Source organism: Pseudoalteromonas sp. HL-AS1 (genome assembly GCF_031198785.1).
GTDB classification, from domain to species: domain Bacteria; phylum Pseudomonadota; class Gammaproteobacteria; order Enterobacterales; family Alteromonadaceae; genus Pseudoalteromonas; species Pseudoalteromonas distincta.
On sequence record NZ_CP133569.1, the window covers coordinates 3,322,889 to 3,341,413 of the forward strand.

21 protein-coding genes are annotated in these 18,525 nt (G+C 40.7%); 1 reads left to right on the forward strand and 20 read right to left on the reverse strand.

Annotated features, from left to right (window positions below; translation table 11 throughout):
- Positions 1-44: 44 nt before the first annotated feature.
- The 20 genes from RB214_RS15420 to rpsJ all read right to left on the reverse strand — a co-directional run bounded on the left by RB214_RS15420 (position 45) and on the right by rpsJ (position 15,657).
- Complete coding sequence (locus RB214_RS15420) at positions 45-1,358, reverse strand: adenylosuccinate synthase (protein ID WP_024597266.1); 1,314 nt, start codon at positions 1,356-1,358, stop codon at positions 45-47.
- A gap of 214 nt (positions 1,359-1,572) precedes the next feature.
- The gene (gene hflC, locus RB214_RS15425; protein ID WP_002957880.1) at positions 1,573-2,451 is read right to left on the reverse strand and encodes a protease modulator HflC; all 879 of its coding nucleotides are present in this window, start codon (positions 2,449-2,451) and stop codon (positions 1,573-1,575) included.
- Positions 2,452-2,456: 5 nt separating this feature from the next.
- Positions 2,457-3,626, reverse strand: coding sequence for an FtsH protease activity modulator HflK (hflK, locus tag RB214_RS15430; protein ID WP_002957881.1), 1,170 nt, complete (start codon positions 3,624-3,626; stop codon positions 2,457-2,459).
- Positions 3,627-3,726: 100 nt separating this feature from the next.
- Positions 3,727-5,016: a ribosome rescue GTPase HflX gene (gene hflX, locus RB214_RS15435; RefSeq protein WP_309167742.1), complete on the reverse strand. Its 1,290-nt coding sequence runs from the start codon at positions 5,014-5,016 to the stop codon at positions 3,727-3,729.
- A 15-nt stretch (positions 5,017-5,031) separates the two neighbouring features.
- Positions 5,032-5,295 (reverse strand): RNA chaperone Hfq, encoded by a 264-nt coding sequence (hfq, locus tag RB214_RS15440; RefSeq protein WP_024597268.1) that lies wholly within the window; start codon positions 5,293-5,295, stop codon positions 5,032-5,034.
- Between the two features lie 78 nt (positions 5,296-5,373).
- Positions 5,374-6,291, reverse strand: coding sequence for a tRNA (adenosine(37)-N6)-dimethylallyltransferase MiaA (gene miaA, locus RB214_RS15445; protein WP_024605619.1), 918 nt, complete (start codon positions 6,289-6,291; stop codon positions 5,374-5,376).
- Positions 6,292-6,301: 10 nt separating this feature from the next.
- A complete protein-coding gene (mutL, locus tag RB214_RS15450; protein ID WP_309167743.1) occupies positions 6,302-8,149 on the reverse strand; it encodes a DNA mismatch repair endonuclease MutL in 1,848 nt (615 codons plus the stop codon).
- 36 nt (positions 8,150-8,185) lie between these two features.
- Positions 8,186-9,529, reverse strand: coding sequence for an N-acetylmuramoyl-L-alanine amidase (locus RB214_RS15455; protein WP_138489744.1), 1,344 nt, complete (start codon positions 9,527-9,529; stop codon positions 8,186-8,188).
- A gap of 27 nt (positions 9,530-9,556) precedes the next feature.
- Positions 9,557-10,024 carry a tRNA (adenosine(37)-N6)-threonylcarbamoyltransferase complex ATPase subunit type 1 TsaE gene (gene tsaE / locus RB214_RS15460; RefSeq protein ID WP_002957887.1) on the reverse strand — a complete coding sequence of 156 codons (468 nt, stop codon included), beginning with the start codon at positions 10,022-10,024 and terminating at the stop codon, positions 9,557-9,559.
- A 669-nt stretch (positions 10,025-10,693) separates the two neighbouring features.
- Positions 10,694-10,951, reverse strand: coding sequence for a 30S ribosomal protein S17 (gene rpsQ / locus RB214_RS15465; RefSeq protein ID WP_002957888.1), 258 nt, complete (start codon positions 10,949-10,951; stop codon positions 10,694-10,696).
- Positions 10,951-11,142 carry a 50S ribosomal protein L29 gene (gene rpmC / locus RB214_RS15470; protein ID WP_002957889.1) on the reverse strand — a complete coding sequence of 64 codons (192 nt, stop codon included), beginning with the start codon at positions 11,140-11,142 and terminating at the stop codon, positions 10,951-10,953. The genes rpsQ and rpmC overlap by 1 nt, the downstream gene beginning before the upstream one ends.
- Positions 11,142-11,555, reverse strand: a complete 414-nt coding sequence (gene rplP / locus RB214_RS15475; RefSeq protein ID WP_002957890.1) for a 50S ribosomal protein L16 — start codon at positions 11,553-11,555, stop codon at positions 11,142-11,144. The genes rpmC and rplP overlap by 1 nt, the downstream gene beginning before the upstream one ends.
- Before the next feature lie 12 nt (positions 11,556-11,567).
- Entirely contained in the window at positions 11,568-12,269 is a 702-nt protein-coding gene (gene rpsC, locus RB214_RS15480; RefSeq protein ID WP_002957891.1) for a 30S ribosomal protein S3, read from the reverse strand.
- Between the two features lie 11 nt (positions 12,270-12,280).
- Positions 12,281-12,613 carry a 50S ribosomal protein L22 gene (rplV, locus tag RB214_RS15485; RefSeq protein WP_002957892.1) on the reverse strand — a complete coding sequence of 111 codons (333 nt, stop codon included), beginning with the start codon at positions 12,611-12,613 and terminating at the stop codon, positions 12,281-12,283.
- Between the two features lie 13 nt (positions 12,614-12,626).
- Positions 12,627-12,905: a 30S ribosomal protein S19 gene (gene rpsS, locus RB214_RS15490; protein ID WP_004588689.1), complete on the reverse strand. Its 279-nt coding sequence runs from the start codon at positions 12,903-12,905 to the stop codon at positions 12,627-12,629.
- 15 nt (positions 12,906-12,920) lie between these two features.
- Entirely contained in the window at positions 12,921-13,745 is an 825-nt protein-coding gene (gene rplB, locus RB214_RS15495; RefSeq protein ID WP_002957895.1) for a 50S ribosomal protein L2, read from the reverse strand.
- 15 nt (positions 13,746-13,760) lie between these two features.
- Positions 13,761-14,063: a 50S ribosomal protein L23 gene (rplW, locus tag RB214_RS15500; RefSeq protein ID WP_002957896.1), complete on the reverse strand. Its 303-nt coding sequence runs from the start codon at positions 14,061-14,063 to the stop codon at positions 13,761-13,763.
- The gene (gene rplD, locus RB214_RS15505) at positions 14,060-14,665 is read right to left on the reverse strand and encodes a 50S ribosomal protein L4 (protein ID WP_002957897.1); all 606 of its coding nucleotides are present in this window, start codon (positions 14,663-14,665) and stop codon (positions 14,060-14,062) included. The genes rplW and rplD overlap by 4 nt, the downstream gene beginning before the upstream one ends.
- Before the next feature lie 17 nt (positions 14,666-14,682).
- Positions 14,683-15,318 carry a 50S ribosomal protein L3 gene (gene rplC / locus RB214_RS15510; protein ID WP_002957898.1) on the reverse strand — a complete coding sequence of 212 codons (636 nt, stop codon included), beginning with the start codon at positions 15,316-15,318 and terminating at the stop codon, positions 14,683-14,685.
- Between the two features lie 27 nt (positions 15,319-15,345).
- Entirely contained in the window at positions 15,346-15,657 is a 312-nt protein-coding gene (rpsJ, locus tag RB214_RS15515; RefSeq protein ID WP_002957900.1) for a 30S ribosomal protein S10, read from the reverse strand.
- 417 nt (positions 15,658-16,074) lie between these two features.
- Here rpsJ and plsB point away from each other — a divergent pair, with 417 nt between their 5' ends.
- Complete coding sequence (gene plsB / locus RB214_RS15520) at positions 16,075-18,513, forward strand: glycerol-3-phosphate 1-O-acyltransferase PlsB (protein ID WP_039489010.1); 2,439 nt, start codon at positions 16,075-16,077, stop codon at positions 18,511-18,513.
- Positions 18,514-18,525 lie beyond the last annotated feature (12 nt).

The window sequence follows — 18,525 nt, forward strand, 5'->3', positions numbered from 1 at the left end:
ACAAAAAAAGCTGCACGAAGCAGCTTTTTTTAATCTAATGGTAATTACGCAAACGGATTGCGAAGCACCATAGTTTCTACACGGTCAGGACCTGTAGAAATAATATCAATTGGAACACCCGTAATTTCTTCAATACGTTTGATGTAGTCAATCGCAGCTTTTGGTAAACCGTCAAGACTCGTTACACCAACAGTGTTTTCTGACCAACCTGGCATTTCTTCGTATACTGGTGTTACTTTATCGTAACCTTCGGCCGCTAATGGTGTTACGTTAGTAACTGTGCCATCTTCAAGCTTGTAACCAGTACAGATTTTAAGTGTTTCTAAGCCATCTAAAACATCAAGCTTAGTTAAACAAAAACCTGAAATACTATTGATTTGAACTGCACGGCGCATAGCCACTGCATCTAACCAACCAGTACGACGAAGTCGACCTGTTGTAGCGCCAAACTCATGGCCTTTATCACCTAGGTGCTTACCAACTGGATCTTGTTTATCAAGACCGTCGTAAAGCTCTGTAGGGAAAGGACCTGAACCAACACGTGTAGTGTACGCTTTAATAATACCTAAAACGTAATCAAGGTTTAATGGACCAAAACCTGCACCAGTCGCAACGCCACCAGCGGTAGTGTTTGAAGATGTTACATAAGGGTAAGTACCGTGATCTATATCAAGTAACGTACCTTGTGCACCTTCAAATAAAATGTTTTCGCCTGCTAAACGCGTTTGATCTAAAAGCTCAGTTACATCTACAACCATTGCTTTTAAGATATCAGCAACAGCCATTGCATCATCAAACGTTTTTTGGAAATCTACAGCATCTACTTTGTAGTAGTTAACTAAAGTGAAGTTGTGGTACTCAAGCACTTCTTTTAATTTAGCTGCAAATACTTCAGGATTAAATAAATCGCCTACGCGTAAACCACGACGTGCTACTTTATCTTCGTACGCAGGACCGATTCCACGGCCAGTTGTACCAATAGGCTTATCGCCACGAGCTGTTTCGCGGGCTACATCTAATGCAACATGGAAAGGCAAGATTAGCGGACATGCTTCACTTATTAAAAGACGCTCGCGTACTGGTACGCCGCGCTCTTCAAGCATGCCAATTTCTCTCATTAGCGCTTCTGGTGATAAAACTACACCATTACCAATCACACATTTAACATTGTCACGTAATACACCCGATGGAATAAGGTGTAGAACCGTCTTTTCACCTTCGATAACTAAAGTATGACCCGCATTGTGGCCACCTTGATAACGAACTACTAAAGATGCTTTGTCTGTAAGGAGATCAACTACCTTACCCTTTCCTTCGTCACCCCATTGGGTGCCTAATACAACAACGTTTTTACCCATCGTAAATTCACTTAGAGAAAATTAGGACGAGATTTTACCAGAAAACTAAAGTAAAGATCACCCCTATTCAGCTTATTTTTTCTGCGGGCAATTGTTATATCCAAATATTGACCAATAACCACATAAATAACAGTGATTTAACGCACTAGTTTGTATTTAACAAAAAGCCCCGCAAATGCGAGGCTTTTTAACTTTTAAATAATTAACGTAAAGTCTATTGAGCTTTAGCGCCTTTCATATACTGGAAGAAGTCGCTATCTGGTGAAAGCACCATAACATCTTGCTTATCTTTAAAAGTCTTTTTGTAAGCTTCAAGCGAACGTACAAAACTAAAGAACTCAGGGTCTTTGTTGTACGCATTAGCATATATGCCTGCAGCATCAGCATCGCCTTGACCACGTACAGAACGTGCATTACGCTCAGCATCAGCAAGCATTACAGTTACTCGACGGTCAACTCCCGCACGAATAGTCTCTGCTTTTTCCTGACCTTCAGAACGGTGCTCTTTTGCAACCGCAGTACGCTCAGCGCGCATACGTTGGTAAATAGAGCTGCTCACTTCTTGTGGTAGGTTGATTTGCTTAACACGTACGTCTAGTACTTCAATACCTAGCTCACGTGCACTTTCAGAAGCTTGTACTAACGCTTCTTCCATCAACTCGCTACGCTCACCTGATACAATTTCGCGAATTGTACGTGTACCAAAGTTTGTACGAAGACCATTGTTTACTTTTTGCTTAAGTAGCGTTTCAGCATATTGCTTATCGCCACGAGCACGTAAGTAAAAAGCACTAAAGTCATTAACGCGCCACTTTACAAACGAATCAACAATTAAGTCTTTTTTCTCGCTAGTAACAAAACGATCTGGCGCACCATCTAGCGTTTGAATACGTGCATCAATACGACGTACTTGGCTAAAAAATGGTACTTTAAATTGTAGGCCTGGGCCATATACAATCGCTTTATCGTCGCTATCTTTTTGTACTTTACTAAATAACATTACAATTGCTTTTTGCCCTTCAGGTACAACAAATACCGATGAGAAAGACATAACAATGGCAGCTAATAGTATTACTAAACTAAAGTTTTTCATTATGATTATCTCCCATCATTGAAGCGGTCGTTGTTAAAGCGGTCATTGCCACTATTAACAGAGCTATTGCGCGACGTATTAACTTTATTACGCAAGTCTTGAATATCACTTGAACTTGGAAGTGCAACTCGTGTTGCTGTCCCTTGCTTGTCCATGATTTTATCAAGAGGTAAATACATCATGTTATTGCCGCCTTTAACATCAACCAATATTTTAGAACTACTCCCTAACACTTCTTCCATTGCATCAATGTATAAGCGCTCACGAGTAACTTCTTTAGCTGCTTGATATTCAGGTAAAAGCTTTTCAAAGCGAGCTACCTCACCTTGTGCTTCCAATGTAATGCGCTCTTGATAACCTTCCGCTTCTTGAGTCATACGCGTTACTTGACCACGAGCACGCGGTTCAATTTCACGAGCATATGCTTCTGCTTCACGGATGAAACGTTCTTCATCTTCTTGTGCAGCAATTGCATCATCAAATGCATCTTTAACTTCAGTTGGTGGACGAGAGTCTTTAAAGTTCACGTCAGTAACAATTAAACCTAAGTTATATGGTTCGATAATCTTATTAAGCTCATCCCATGTATTTTGACGAACAACCTCACGGCCATTAGTTAATACTTGGTCCATTTTTGCATGGCCCACAACATAACGCAGTGCACTGTCTAGCGCTTCTTCTAAGCTACTATCTGCGTTAGTTACGCTAAATTCATAAAGGTATGGGTCAATAACACGGTATTGCACCTGAAACTCAACGCTCACTACGTTTTCGTCTTCAGTAAGCATAAAACCAGAAGCCGATAATGAACGAACAGCTTCAATATCTACTGGGATTACCGTTTCGATAAACGTCATTTTCCAACGCAAACCAGGATCAGCAATTCGGTCATATTTACCAAATTGTAGAACCACACCACGCTCGGCTTCTTTAACCGTATAAATACCACTTAACGCCCATACAATAACGGCGATAATAAGTATGAATGAAATACCGGCTCCGCCAAGTCCACCGCCGCTACCATTGCCGGATTTTTTCCCGCCAAATAAGCCGCTGAACTTGTTACTAAACTTGCGGAACACCTCGTCTAAATCAGGTGGGCCTTGATCACGTCCGCCTTTATTATTCCACGGATCTTTGTCATTGCCATTATTACCCGGTTCATTCCAGGCCATAGCTATACTCCATTGTTATCTAAATAAATTAGGAAATTGTGTTAAATCTAACAAATCTACCGCGTTTCTCATACAAAAACCGACATTAAAACGTCAATTTTTAATTACGGTTGATAAAACCAGCAATTTCAGGACCAAATTCTTTAATTAAACGATTCCACTCAACCATTGGCATTCTAACATCTAACAGCCAATTACCTTGCTCATCAAATTGCTCTTCATGCACTGCATTTAAGCTGAACAATGCAGCTCTTAAGCGACCATACAATGGCGTAAGAAATAATGTTTCGTTAAACATCTTCTTAGCTAGTAACTCACTGATAGCCTCGCTAAGTAATTCACACCCTTCACCAGTCTGAGCGCTAAGCCATACTCTTATAGGTTGGCCTTCGTCGTCTCGATCAATACGTGGGCTTACGTTATCCAGCGCATCAATTTTATTATAAATTAATAGCTGTGGTACTTCGTCGGCCTCAATTTCTTTAAGCACCGATTGTACTTGTTCAATATTTTCTTGCAGACGTGAGTCTGCGGCATCAATTACATGTAACTGCAAATCAGCTTCGCGAGTTTCAGTAAGCGTTGCTTTAAAAGCAGCAACTAAGTCATGTGGTAGGTGACGAATAAAGCCCACTGTATCAGCTAAGATAACAGGGCCAACATCACCTAACTCAAGCTTACGTAGAGTCGGGTCAAGCGTGGCAAACAACTGATCGGCCGCGTATACATCTGAATTTGTAATTCGATTAAATAATGTAGATTTACCCGCATTGGTATAACCAACTAATGAAACTGTAGGTATTTCGTTGCGAGTACGAGCTCGCCTACCTTGTTCACGTTGCACTGCAACTTTAGCTAAACGTGCACGAATATTTTGAATACGGGCACGAAGTAATCTTCTGTCAGTTTCAAGTTGAGTTTCACCAGGGCCACGTAAACCAATCCCGCCTTTTTGACGTTCAAGGTGAGCCCAGCCTCGAATTAATCGAGTCGACATATGGCGAAGTTGAGCCAATTCAACTTGCAGCTTACCCTCGTGGGTACGTGCGCGCTGGGCAAAAATATCAAGAATTAGCGTCGTTCTATCAAGCACACGACATTGACAAACGCGCTCTAAATTACGCTCTTGTGATGGCCTGAGTTGATGATTAAAAATTACGACATCTGCTTTGTGGATTTTGACAATCTCAGCTATTTCTTCTGCTTTACCGGTACCGACGAATAGTTTCGGATGTGGTGCTTGACGGCTGCCTTGCACAACCGCCAAACTACTAACACCAGCAGAAGATACCAACATTTCTAATTCATGAAGATCTTCACGATCTCCTTCTTTAGGTAAGTCGATATGAACTAAAATTGCCTGTTCGCCGGATTCATAGCGGTCAAACAAACATTATGCTCCTAATTAAAAGTTTCCAGCTTCTGCCTCTTCAGTGTCTTCACTCCCTTGAACTGCTTGGAAGTTAACTGCGCGAGCAGGGACAACTGTAGAAATTGCATGCTTATAAACCATTTGATTTACGGTGTTCTCTAGTAAAATAACAAATTGGTCAAATGACTGAATTTTGCCTTGTAATTTTATGCCATTTACTAAAAAGATTGATACTGGAATGCGCTCACGTCGTAGTGCATTCAAAAATGGGTCTTGTAACGATTGGCCTTTTGCCATGTTATTGTTCCTTCGTTCTAGGTGTTATTATAATTAAGTGGCTGAACTTATTTGATAAAAAACAATATTCAACTACTACTAGCTTAGCGAACTTACTACACGATGCAAGTTTTCTTCGTCGCCTGTTGTTAACCAAGTAACATCAGGCCAACTACGAAGCCACGTTAACTGCCGTTTTGCCAGCTGACGTGTTGCTGCGATGCCACGAAAAACCATTTCATCATGGTTTGTTTCACCCGCAAGGTAATCCCACATTTGTCTATAACCAACACAACGAATAGAAGGCATATTGGGGTGTAAATCCTTACGTAGATATAGGGTCGAAACTTCATTTTCAAACCCCTGATCAATCATTATTTTAAACCTTTCTTCAATTCGGCGGTGTAATTCACTGCGTTCTTGCGGTGCAATTGCAAATTGATGAAAAGTATAAGGTAAAGCCGGCTGTTTTTGCATTTGCAACTCAGTCATGGCCTTACCAGTTAACCTGTAAACCTCTAAAGCCCGATTAATTCTTTGTGAATCATTTTCACTTATTTTTTCGGCTGCTTTTGGGTCAACTTTAACTAATTCTTTATATAAATGAGGCCAGCCAAATTCTTTCGCTTGCGCTTCTAACTCTGCTCTTATCTCTGTATCTGCTTCAGGTAATGGCGATAAACCATCAATTAAAGATTTGAAGTACAGCATTGTACCTCCAACCAATACAGGCACTTTACCTTGTCTGTGAAATTCGTCAATTTTTTGCACTGCATCGCGCCTAAAATCTGCAACTGAATACGTTTCACTCGGGTCAAGTAGATCAATTAAATGATGCGGAGCTTTGGCTAATTCTTCGGCATCAGGTTTTGCTGTACCAATGTCCATACCTTTATACACTAGCGCTGAATCTACGCTGATTATTTCTGTATTTAAATGCTCGCACAGCGAGATTGCCAATGCTGTTTTACCTGCTGCAGTTGGACCCATTAAAAATATAACTGGTAAATTACTCAACACTGATACCTTAATCTAATTGCGTTAAATAGTGATTTAGCTCTATTTTAACTGCTTTTTTACGCAAGCGTTCAATAGTTTGTGGATTATTTTGTAAGCGCATTTGTTGCGCTAAAAATACATTGCTTAAATAAAATCGGGTCGGCACGCATTTCATTTGCCATTCTAACCAATTTTCTATATTTTCAAGTTTTGCTTTACACGCATCAAGTAGCTCACCTACCGCTGCACTTACGTCAAGTAAATATAAACACGCTGGCAATTTTTTAACCATTACAAATTGTTTTTCTATTACAAGTTCAAAACCAAGTAAGGTAAACCACGATTGCTGGGATTCTATAAGTAAGCAATCTTCTTTTTCTAAGTTTACTCGCACTGGTAACAAAAGGGCTTTCCCTTCTAAACTTCCGAACTCTTTAATTTGATTATGCCAATCATCAACTAATGCATATTTAAAATGTGAGCAATACAATTGCTGCTCTTCACTAAAGACACACACTCCTTCACTAACACTTATAATAGAAACAGCTTTTAAGACATTATCAACAGATACTGACTGGTGTTGTGCAGCAGATATATTGGCTGCATTATCAAAATGTGCGGCGTGTTGCTCACTCACTCCTTGATAAAACGCATTTACGTCATGATGGCTCGTGCTTGGTGTAGCACGGTATGTACCGCCAACACTTCTAGTACCTGAGGACGAACTTGAGCTACCAGCACTTCCAGAGTAAGAAGGCTGTAATTGCGATTTAGGGTAATCAAACGCTCCTTCGCTTTCTATATTATTAGCACTGCTATGCGTTGACTCAATGAACGCTGGCGTGAATTCTGCTTCTGTGCTCGCTGATTCGTTAGTGAATTCGCCTTGCCATGGCACCACTACCTGCTTAATAGCTTGCAATATAAAATCATGAATTAACCGCCCTTGATGAAAACGCACTTCATGCTTAGCAGGGTGAACATTTACATCAACCTGCCGAGGGTCAATATCAATATAAATGACAAAACCGGGTAATTCTTGTGTTCCACTTACTTCTTCAAATGCCTGGCGTATAGCATGCAAAATAAGCTTATCGCGCATCATGCGATTATTCACATAAGTGTACTGAGTCGTATTCGCTGAGCCTACAGGTAGCACCCAACCATGCAGCTGTAGGCCAGCCTCTCCTGATTGAATATGCAAACCTTGCTCAGCAAAGGCCTTACCTGCAACTTGTGCTACGCGTGTTATAGCCTGAGAGGGATCAGTTTTGGCACGATACTGCCTTACTACTTTTTCGTTGTGAGTTAGTGTAATAGAGACATCAAAGCGACTAAGCGCAATACGCTTTATCAACTCATCAATATGGCTAAATTCAGTTTTTTCGGTGCGTAAAAATTTACGACGTGCTGGAGTATTAAAAAATAAATCTTTTACTTCAATGGTTGTGCCATCGGGATGCGCTACAGGTTTTACTTGAACGGCCATGTCGCGGCCTTCTGCAAAAGCTTGCCAAGCTGCTTCTTGCTCTTTTGGTTTTGAGCTCAGCGTTAAACGCGACACAGAACTAATTGACGCAAGTGCTTCCCCTCTAAAGCCAAGTGAGCAAATGTTTTCAAGGTCATCAAGTGATTTTAATTTACTTGTCGCGTGGCGAGAAAGTGCGAGCGTTAGCTCATCTTTACTTATCCCTGCGCCATTATCACGAATACGAATAAGTTTGTGGCCGCCGCGCTCAATATCAATTTGAATACGCGTTGCGCCAGCATCTAAGCTATTTTCAACAAGCTCTTTTACTACCGACGCTGGGCGCTCAACCACTTCGCCTGCGGCAATTTGATTGGCTAAACGCGCGGGTAATATTTCAATATTCATGAGACTTCCTAGCAAACATTGCGCTAATAATAATGACTAACTTTGAGGTATATCGAGCTCTTGCCCAATAAATAAGGTATTAGAACTAAGCTTATTAACTTGTTTTAATTTATTGACTGTAACGCCATAGCGACTCGCTAACATACTTAAAGATTCACCGGGGCGTACTTTATGCTTTGTTGGATATTGCGACTTTAATTTAGCAAATAACGAATCATCCGGCGGATTTTTCAAATAATAATTTTTAATTGAAGTAAATATCGCTTTAGCTAAACGCTCTTGATGATTAGGGCTTTTAAGTAGCTTTTCTTCTCGCGGGTTAGATATAAACCCCGTTTCTACCAAAATAGATGGAATATCTGGTGATTTTAGTACTGCAAGGCTCGCATGCTGGGGATCTTTTTTATGCAGTTTGGCAACCTTACGAAGCTCTTTAACCACTTCGTCAGCTACATTTAAGCCAGTTTTCATAGAGTGGTCCATCGACATATCAAGCAACGCTTGTGCTAGATATTTTTCATTGGCGGCATCTTTCATTACATCAGCAGCGCCACCTAAAAGCTCGGAGTGTTTTTCTTTATCTTCTATCCATTTACCTATTTCTGAATTAGCACGTCTTAATGATAAAACCCACACAGAGGCACCATTTGGCCCAGGGCTTGTAAATGCATCAGCATGAATAGAAACAAAAAAATCTGCCTTTTTTTCACGGGCTCGATTAGTACGGGTATTTAATTTTACAAAATAGTCACCGCTTCGTACCATGCGCGAAATCATGCCACGTTCGCCATCAATCATGCGCTCTAAACGCTTCGCAATTTGCAGTGTAACTGTTTTTTCGTAGGTGCCTGATGGCCCAATTGAACCAGGATCTTCGCCACCATGCCCCGCATCAATCGCAATAACAATGTCGCGCTCTTGGCTTAGTTGACGGTTTTTAGCGGCTGTTTGAGCAGGAGAAACAACTGTAGTAGCTTGGCTTTTATTGTATAAATCAACAACGAGTCTATTTTTATAAGGGCCTGTAGGTGCGAGGGCAAATACCACTGGCTTTATTGGCGCACTTAATTCAAATACTAAACGTACGCTTTGTTTATTTTTAGGTTTTGAGTAACGTAATTTGCTTACTATTTGATGTTTCGGAGGCACACCTGGCAATGTTTTTAACTCGCTAGTATTTTCTAAATCAATCACTAGACGGCTAGGGTTTTTAAGCATGAAATAGCTAAAGTCGGGCTTATCATTTAAATCAAATACCACGCGCGTACTATCTGGAGACGGCCATACACGCACACTATTGATTGTGTTTTTAGCCCATAGCGGCAAGCTTATGGTGATAACCATAAGATAAATAAAAAGTTTAACTACACCTCGGCTCATTGGATAATTACTGCCTTAACTATATTATTATTGATTATTTAGTTTTTCGACAATTGCTATACCGCGCTCACTCGCACTATTTATAACAATTTTACGTTCGTTACCCACATAGCTTAGAGTAATATCTAAATCAGGCACAGGAATAAATTCACCACCCTTTTCAGGCCATTCAACAACACAAATTGCGTCTGCTGAGAAATAATCGCGTATTCCCATGTATTCGAGTTCTTCAGGATCACCTAAGCGGTATAAGTCAAAATGATAAACATTTGCACGCTCAAGCTCATAAGGTTCTACTAGTGTATAGGTCGGGCTTTTAACCTTACCTGTATGGCCAAAGCCTTGCACTACACCTCGTGTAAACGTTGTTTTACCAGCACCTAAATCACCATGTAAATAAATAACCGCACCTTGCTCTATAATATCAGCAACGCGATTACCCATTGCAACCGTGGCAATCTCATCAGTTAAATGAAATTCAAAACTACGCGTCATTATTACCTCAAAAATTCATTCAAAAGCGCATATTTGCTAATCATACCAGAATATTCATTTAAGGCGATAAATTGAGGTTTTAGACATAAAAAAACCACACAAGCGAATGATTAAAGTTATATTTGAATATCTATTTTCGATACCTTAAAACTGTAACATTGAAATAAAGTAAGAGAAAAGCAGCACAACGGCTGAGATGCCTATAGCAAGTATTAAAGTTACTGAGATATGTAAGCTTATAATCAAACTTTTGTGATTCACCCACTAGTTCTGACACCAAAAATATATAACAACAACGGAGTTGATGACACAAACCAGAAAACTACCCTGCATGCTTTTGTATTTCTGATAAAAAGATAATACCAACTAACTTAACGTCTTTAGTTTTAATAGTTTTCATAAAATAATACCAATTCGCTTAATTAAGTGATCTATTTTGAGGCTGGAAAAACGTGTTGATAGGTAGGCAGAAATTCGCTATTTAGTTGTTCTAAATGAGCCTTTTTTAAAGCAGGTAGCGACACGTTTAGCCCCGCAAAATGATTAAGTATTATTGCGGATTGGTATAAGTCCTAAATGTATAAACACGTTTCAGGATAAGGCAGTTCCAGAAAACAAAAAGCCCCGGCTAATGCCAGGGCTTTTTTACAAAACTAACTTAATTAAAAATTAAGCTTGTTTTGGACTAGAAATAACGTCTACTAAAGTCCAAGATTTATTCTTAGAAATTGGTGCGCATTCACGGATAGTAACTACGTCACCCGCTTTTGCTGTGTTATTTTCGTCATGTACGTGTAACTTAGTCGTACGTTTAATGAATTTCCCATAGATTGGGTGCTTCACATAACGTGCGATAGCGATAGTGAAAGATTTTTCCATCTTGTCGCTGATTACACGGCCTTGAAGAGTACGAATTTTATCGCTCATTATTGACCTGCCTTCTGGTTAATAACTGTTTTTACACGCGCGATATCGCGGCGTACTGTTCTTAGCGTGTGTGTCTGAGCTAACTGACCAGTGCTAGCTTGCATGCGCATATTAAATTGCTCACGAAGTAGTCCTAGAAGTTCAGCATTAAGCTCTTCTACGCTTTTATCTTTTAGTTCGCTAGCTTTCATCACATTACCGTCCGAGTTACGAAAGTTGTTTTGAATGGCAGTTTACGAGCAGCAAGGTCAAACGCTTCACGAGCAAGCTCTTCTGAAACACCTTCCATTTCGTAAAGTACTTTACCAGGCTGAATTTCAGCAACCCAATATTCAACAGAACCTTTACCTTTACCCATACGAACTTCAAGAGGTTTTTCTGTAATCGGTTTGTCAGGGAAGACACGAATCCAGATTTTACCTTGACGTTTCACGTGACGCGTCATAGCACGACGAGCTGCTTCGATTTGACGAGCAGTCATACGGCCACGGCCAGTTGCTTTCAATCCGAAAGTACCGAAGCTTACTTTGTTACCGTTTTGCGCTAAACCGCGGTTGCGGCCTTTGTGCATTTTACGGAATTTTGTACGTTTTGGCTGTAACATTACTCGCTACCTCTACTTAGCACTTTTCTTGGCTTTCTTTGGTGCGCGTTTAGCTGGCTTCTCTTGCTCTTGTACTAGTGGTAAACCACCAATAACTTCGCCTTTGAAGATCCAAACTTTAACACCAATGATACCATAAGTGGTTAAGGCTTCAGAAGTTGCGTAATCGATATCAGCACGAAGAGTATGTAGAGGTACACGACCTTCACGATACCATTCTGAACGTGCGATTTCAGCGCCGCCAAGACGACCGCTAACTTCAACTTTAATCCCTTTAGAACCGATGCGCATTGCATTTTGTACCGAACGCTTCATAGCGCGACGGAACATAACACGACGTTCTAGTTGAGAGGCAATGCCGTCTGCTACTAGTTGTGCATCTAGTTCTGGTTTACGTACTTCAGAGATATTAATCTGAGCAGGTACACCAGCGATTTTAGTTACCGCTTGACGTAATTTTTCTACGTCTTCGCCTTTTTTACCGATAACAACACCCGGACGAGCCGTGTGAATTGTTACTCGGATTGATTTTGCTGGACGCTCAATAACGATTTTAGACACAGAAGCCGTTTTTAATTCCTTAGTAAGGAATGTACGAACTTTGTGATCGCCAAAAAGCTGTGCAGAGAAATCTTTTGAACTCGCGTACCAGGTAGAAACCCAAGGTTTAGATATACCTAGGCGAATACCAGTAGGATGAACTTTTTGTCCCATTACTTATACTCCTAGCTATCTGAAACCATAACAGTGATATGGCTTGTACGCTTAAGGATGCGATCTGCGCGTCCTTTAGCACGAGGCATAATACGTTTCATTGTAGGACCATCGTCCACAAAGATCGTTGTTATACGAAGCTCATCAATGTCAGCACCTTCGTTATGCTCTGCGTTAGCAATAGCAGACTCAAGTACTTTCTTAACTAATACAGCCGCTTTCTTAGGGCTGTACGCCAGGATTTCTAGTGCGCGATCTACAGGTAACCCGCGGATCTGATCTGCAACTAGACGTGCTTTTTGCGCCGAACCAGAGGCGAATTTATGTTTAGCTAATGCTTGCATTTATCTTCCCCTCTTATCGTTTCTTCGCTTTCTTATCCGCAGCATGGCCACGGTAAGTGCGAGTTGGTGCAAATTCACCTAGTTTGTGACCGATCATTTCGTCAGAAACGAAAACTGGTACGTGCTGGCGACCATTATGGACAGCAATGGTCAATCCGATCATGTTAGGTATGATCATTGAACGACGGCTCCAAGTTTTAATTGGCTTTTTCTCACCGCTTTCCAAAGCTTTCTCTACCTTCTTCAGCAAGTGTAGGTCTATAAAAGGACCCTTCTTGAGAGAGCGTGGCATGGCTATTCCTCAATATTACTTAGTACGACGACGTACTATAAATTTATCCGTACGCTTGTTCTTACGCGTCTTCGCACCTTTAGTCGGCTTACCCCATGGAGACACAGGATGACGACCACCAGATGTACGACCTTCACCACCACCGTGTGGGTGATCTACCGGGTTCATGGCAACACCACGAACTGTCGGACGAATACCACGCCAGCGATTTGCACCTGCTTTACCAAGTGAACGAAGCATATGCTCTGCATTGCCTACTTCACCTAGAGTCGCACGACAATCAGATTCAACTTTACGAACTTCGCCTGAACGAAGACGTAATGTTACATACTGACCATCACGAGCAAGGATTTGAACGTATGCACCAGCAGAGCGTGCGATTTGAGCACCTTTACCTGGTTTTAATTCTACGTTGTGAACAGTCGAACCTACAGGCATATTACGCATTGGTAATGCATTACCAGGTTTGATTGGTGCATCAACACCAGACTGGATTGCATCGCCAGCTTTTAAGCCTTTTGGTGCGATAATGTAACGACGCTCACCGTCTGCATATAATACAAGAGCGATGTTTGCGCTACGATTTGGATCGTATTCTAAACGTTCAACAGTGGCTGGAATGCCATCTTTAGTACGTTTAAAATCGATTAAACGGTAATGTTGTTTATGACCACCACCGATATGACGAACCGTAATACGACCATTGTTATTACGACCACCTGATTTAGAGTTTTTCTCTAAAAGTGGTGCGTATGGCTTACCCTTATGTAGATCAGAGTTAACCACTTTAACTAGGTGACGACGGCCCGCAGAAGTAGGCTTACACTTTTGAAGTGCCATAATTCTATCCCCTTATTACTCGGCGCCGCCGACAAAGTCTAGCTCGCTGCCTTCTTTAAGAGTAACGTAAGCTTTTTTCCAGTCGCTACGACGACCGAAACGTGCGCCAGTACGTTTTGTTTTACCCTTAACGTTAAGTGTGCGAACACCCGTTACTTCTACTTCAAAAAGCTTCTCAACTGCTACTTTAATTTCAGCTTTAGTTGCGTCATTTACTACTTTAAAAACAATAGTATTGTTTTCTTCAGCAGCAATTGTGCTTTTTTCAGAGATATGTGGAGCAAGGATCACTTTTAAAAGACGTTCTTCGCGAATCATGCTAGCGCCTCCTCAAGTTGCTTAACAGCAGCGGCTGTAATAAGTACCTTATCGAAAGCAATTAAGCTTACAGGATCGATACCAGCTACATCACGTGTGTCAACCTTATAAAGGTTACGTGCCGATAAGAAAAGATTTTCATCAACTTCTTCAGTCACGATAAGAACATCTTTAAGCTCAAGTTCTTTAAGCTTAGCAACTAGTTCTTTAGTTTTTGGTGCTGCTAGAGCAAAACTTTCAACAACGATTAAACGCTCTTGACGAACTAATTCAGATAAGATGCTTTTAATCGCACCACGGTACATTTTACGGTTTACTTTTTGGCTGTGGTCTTGTGGTTTAGCTGCAAAGCTAACGCCACCTGAACGCCAAATTGGGCTACGGATTGTACCGGCACGTGCACGGCCAGTACCTTTTTGAGCCCATGGTTTTTTACCACCACCGCTTACTTCAGAACGTGTCTTCTGAGCACGAGTACCTTGACGAGCACCTGCTGCGTATGCAACAACTACTTGGTGTACTAATGCTTCGTTAAACTCACGTCCAAAAGTAGCTTCAGAAACTTCAAGACCGCCAGAAGCGTCTTTAATTGCTAATTCCATCACTAAATCTCCAGGACTTATGCTTTAACAGCTGGTTTAACGATAACGTCACCGCCAATAGCTCCAGGTACTGCACCCTTAACTAAAAGCAAATTACGCTCAGCGTCAACGCGAACTAGTTCTAAGTTTTGAGTCGTTACACGCTCAGCACCCATATGACCGGCCATTTTCTTACCTTTAAACACCTTACCAGGTGATTGGTTTTGACCGATTGAACCAGGAGCACGGTGAGATAGAGAGTTACCATGTGTAGCGTCTTGCATGCTGAAATTCCAGCGCTTAACACCACCTTGGAAACCTTTACCTTTAGAAGTACCGGTTACGTCAACCTTGTTGATTTCGTTGAATAATTCAACAGTAAGCTCAGCGCCTACTTCAAAATCGCCTTCACCACCGTTAAGGCGGAATTCCCACAGACCGCGACCCGCTTCAACACCAGCTTTAGCGAAATGACCCGCTTTAGCTTTGTTTACACGACTTGCTTTTTTAGTGCCTGCGGTTACTTGAAGCGCGTTATAACCGTCTGTTGCGTCAGATTTGATCTGAGCAATGCGGTTAGGTGTCGCTTCAATAACTGTCACAGGGATAGATACACCATCTTCAGTGAAGATTCGTGTCATACCCACTTTACGACCGACTAGACCTAATGCCATTTTCCTAAAACCTCTCTAATCTTTCGATTAACCCAGGCTGATTTGAACATCAACACCAGCAGCAAGATCTAAACGCATAAGCGCGTCTACAGTCTTGTCAGTTGGTTCTACGATGTCTATCAGACGTTTATGGGTGCGGATCTCGTACTGATCACGCGCATCTTTATTAACGTGCGGTGAAGTTAGTACAGTAAAACGTTCAAAGCGTGTAGGTAGTGGGATTGGACCACGTACTTGTGCGCCAGTGCGTTTCGCAGTTTCCACGATTTCTGCCGTTGATTGGTCAATCAAACGGTGGTCAAAAGCTTTTAGGCGAATACGAATGCGTTGATTTGACATTCTTAACCTCAATATAAAGAGCATATAAAAGAGCATAAAAAAACGACCGAAACAATCTTAAAACTTAAGATGTCGGCTGTTTGATTATATCTACGTTGAGTTCCAAATCGGAACTCCTGTTTATTAGCTTGAAATCCAAGCTTAATTTATCCTTTCTAATTCCCAGAGGAATTTTGAAAGCCTGCGTATTATAGAGGTATTGGTGATAAATGCAACAACTATTTAGAAACAATGTAATGAATACTAATTTGATTAAATATGCGTCCATACATGTTCAATAGCTATACTTGAACTAATGTTTTTGATGCTAGTCAACAAACAACTAAACATCTTAATTGCGCAAACTAAGGGATTTTTAGATATTATGGTATCCTGTTGCGCTAATTTTGCCCTTAATACTCTCAATATGGTGAGTCGATGCGTATTTTTAATTATTGTTTAAATGTTATGTCTGCTGGATTTAGTCGCTTATTTGTGAAAAGCAAAGTGCTGCCAGAAAATCCTATTAAACAGTATGATCTAAACCCTGAGTACCCTACATTTTACATAGTGCGTTTAAATTCACGTTTTGATTTAGCCGCGCTGGCGCATGTTTGTAAAAAGAATGGCCTACCTAGCCCAACAGAAGAGCAAGTGCTAGGGACTCAAAATTTAGACCGTTTTATTGGTATTAAAAATCCTCCACCGTTATTTGGTGATGAAGCAAAACCAACCAATGCTTTAGCCCAAGGCAAGCAAATTATTGAGTACTTAATAAAAAGCGGTCAGCAAAACGTACAAGTGGTGCCTGTTACTATTTTATGGGGGCGCGATCCAGGTAAAGAAAAGCCAGGACTACGTACTTTAATTACACACTCTCTTACTCCAAGCTGGTTTAGAAAGTTTTTTGTGGTGTTATTTTCAGGGCGCGATAACTTTATTCGCTTTAGCCAACCACTCGACTTATCACTTTTAGTCAATGAAAAAGCCGATGTAAGTGAGTTACCTCATAAATTATTACGCGTAGCGCGTGTTCACTTTAAGCGCCAAAAGCTAGCTGCTACAGGCCCTAAAATGCCATCTCGTGAGCAATTGTTTAATTCATTATTAGCGTCACCTACTATAAAAAAAGCAATTCAAGATGAAGCTAACGCTAAAAACATTAGCCAAACAGAAGCTCGTCAAAATGCACTTAAGCTACTTGATGAAATAGCCGCTAATTACTCTGAAGCAATGATACGTGTGGCCGAAAGGTTTTTAACTTGGTTATGGAATAAGCTTTATAATGGTATTGATATTAAACACGCCGAACAAATTCATGAACTAACAGATAAAGGACATGAAATAATTTATATGCCTTGTCATCGCAGCCATATGGATTACTTACTGCTTACTTACTCTATTTATCATTTAGGTTTAGTACCTCCGCATATAGCTGCTGGTATAAATCTTAACTTTTTCCCTGCCGGAGGCATATTTAGACGCTCTGGTGCGTTTTTTATTCGTCGCTCGTTTGCAGGTAATAAACTTTATTCTGCCATATTCAAAGAGTATTTAAGCCAACTGTTTATTAAAGGTTACTCTGTTAAGTTTTACACGGAGGGCGGTCGAAGCCGAACTGGACGCTTACTGCCACCTAAAACGGGCATGCTATCTATGACATTACAAGCAATGCTACGCGGAATAGACAGACCAATATCTATTGTTCCTGTGTACATTGGCTACGAGCACGTCATGGAAATTAACACCTACCTTAAAGAGCTGGATGGTAAAGATAAAAAAGGCGAATCTATATTTGGTATTTTTAAGGCAATCAAAAACCTTAAAAACTACGGTCGTGGTAACTTAAACTTTGGCGACCCAATCTCTATTAACCAATACTTAAACGATAACCAACCTGATTGGCGTGATTCAATACACCCAACTGACGTGCAAAAGCCACAATGGTTAGCACCACAAGTAACTAAACTTGCCGACCAAGTAATGGTTAAAATTAATAATGCAGCGGCGCTTAATGCGGTTAACTTACTAGCGATGATATTGCTGGTTAACGATAAACAAGCATTGAGTAAACCAAAGCTATTAGCTCAGCTTGATTTTTATCTGCGCTTACAGCGTGATGCAAGCTACAGTAACAAAGTAACTACACCAGACGAAACTCCAGAGCAATTACTAACGCATGCATTAAAGCTTAATAAGTTTGAAGTTATCAGTGATGAGTTTGGCGAAATTATTACGATTAGCGATAAAGAAAAAGTACTGTTTAATTACTACCGAAACAATATTTTGCACTTGTTTGCAGTACCAAGCTTAATTGCACTACATCTATTTAAACAACACAGCACTACGATTGCTCAATGCCAGCAACTTGTAAAAACATTTTATCCGCTATTTGCTAAAGAGTGGTATTTACAGCCTCTTGATGAAAACTATATAACGCGTATTTTAGCTAACTTTGCTGATCAAAATTTAATTGAGTTTGATGGCGATAACATTCATATAACGAACAGTAATGACTGCCTAGCTAAGCTTGAAATGCTTGGACGAGCACTTAGCTTTACTCTACAACGTTACGCTATTGTAATTGGTTTTATTCAAACAAGTGATGGCATTGAAAAAGCAGAGCTTGAAAGAGAAAGCCAAGTACTCGCACAACGTTTAGGTACACTGCACGGCATAAAAACACCTGAGTTTTTTGACAAAAAAGTACTTGTTAGTTTTATCGAAAACTTACGTGGCGAGTCATTAATAACAGAGGGTGATAAGGGCTTAGTAGGTAGCACACAACTATGTGAAACCTACGCACACCTTAAAACATTACTGCCAGCACGCGTCTGGCAGTCAATCAGCGATATAGTTCAAGACCAGTGTAACTAGCAATGCATTTAC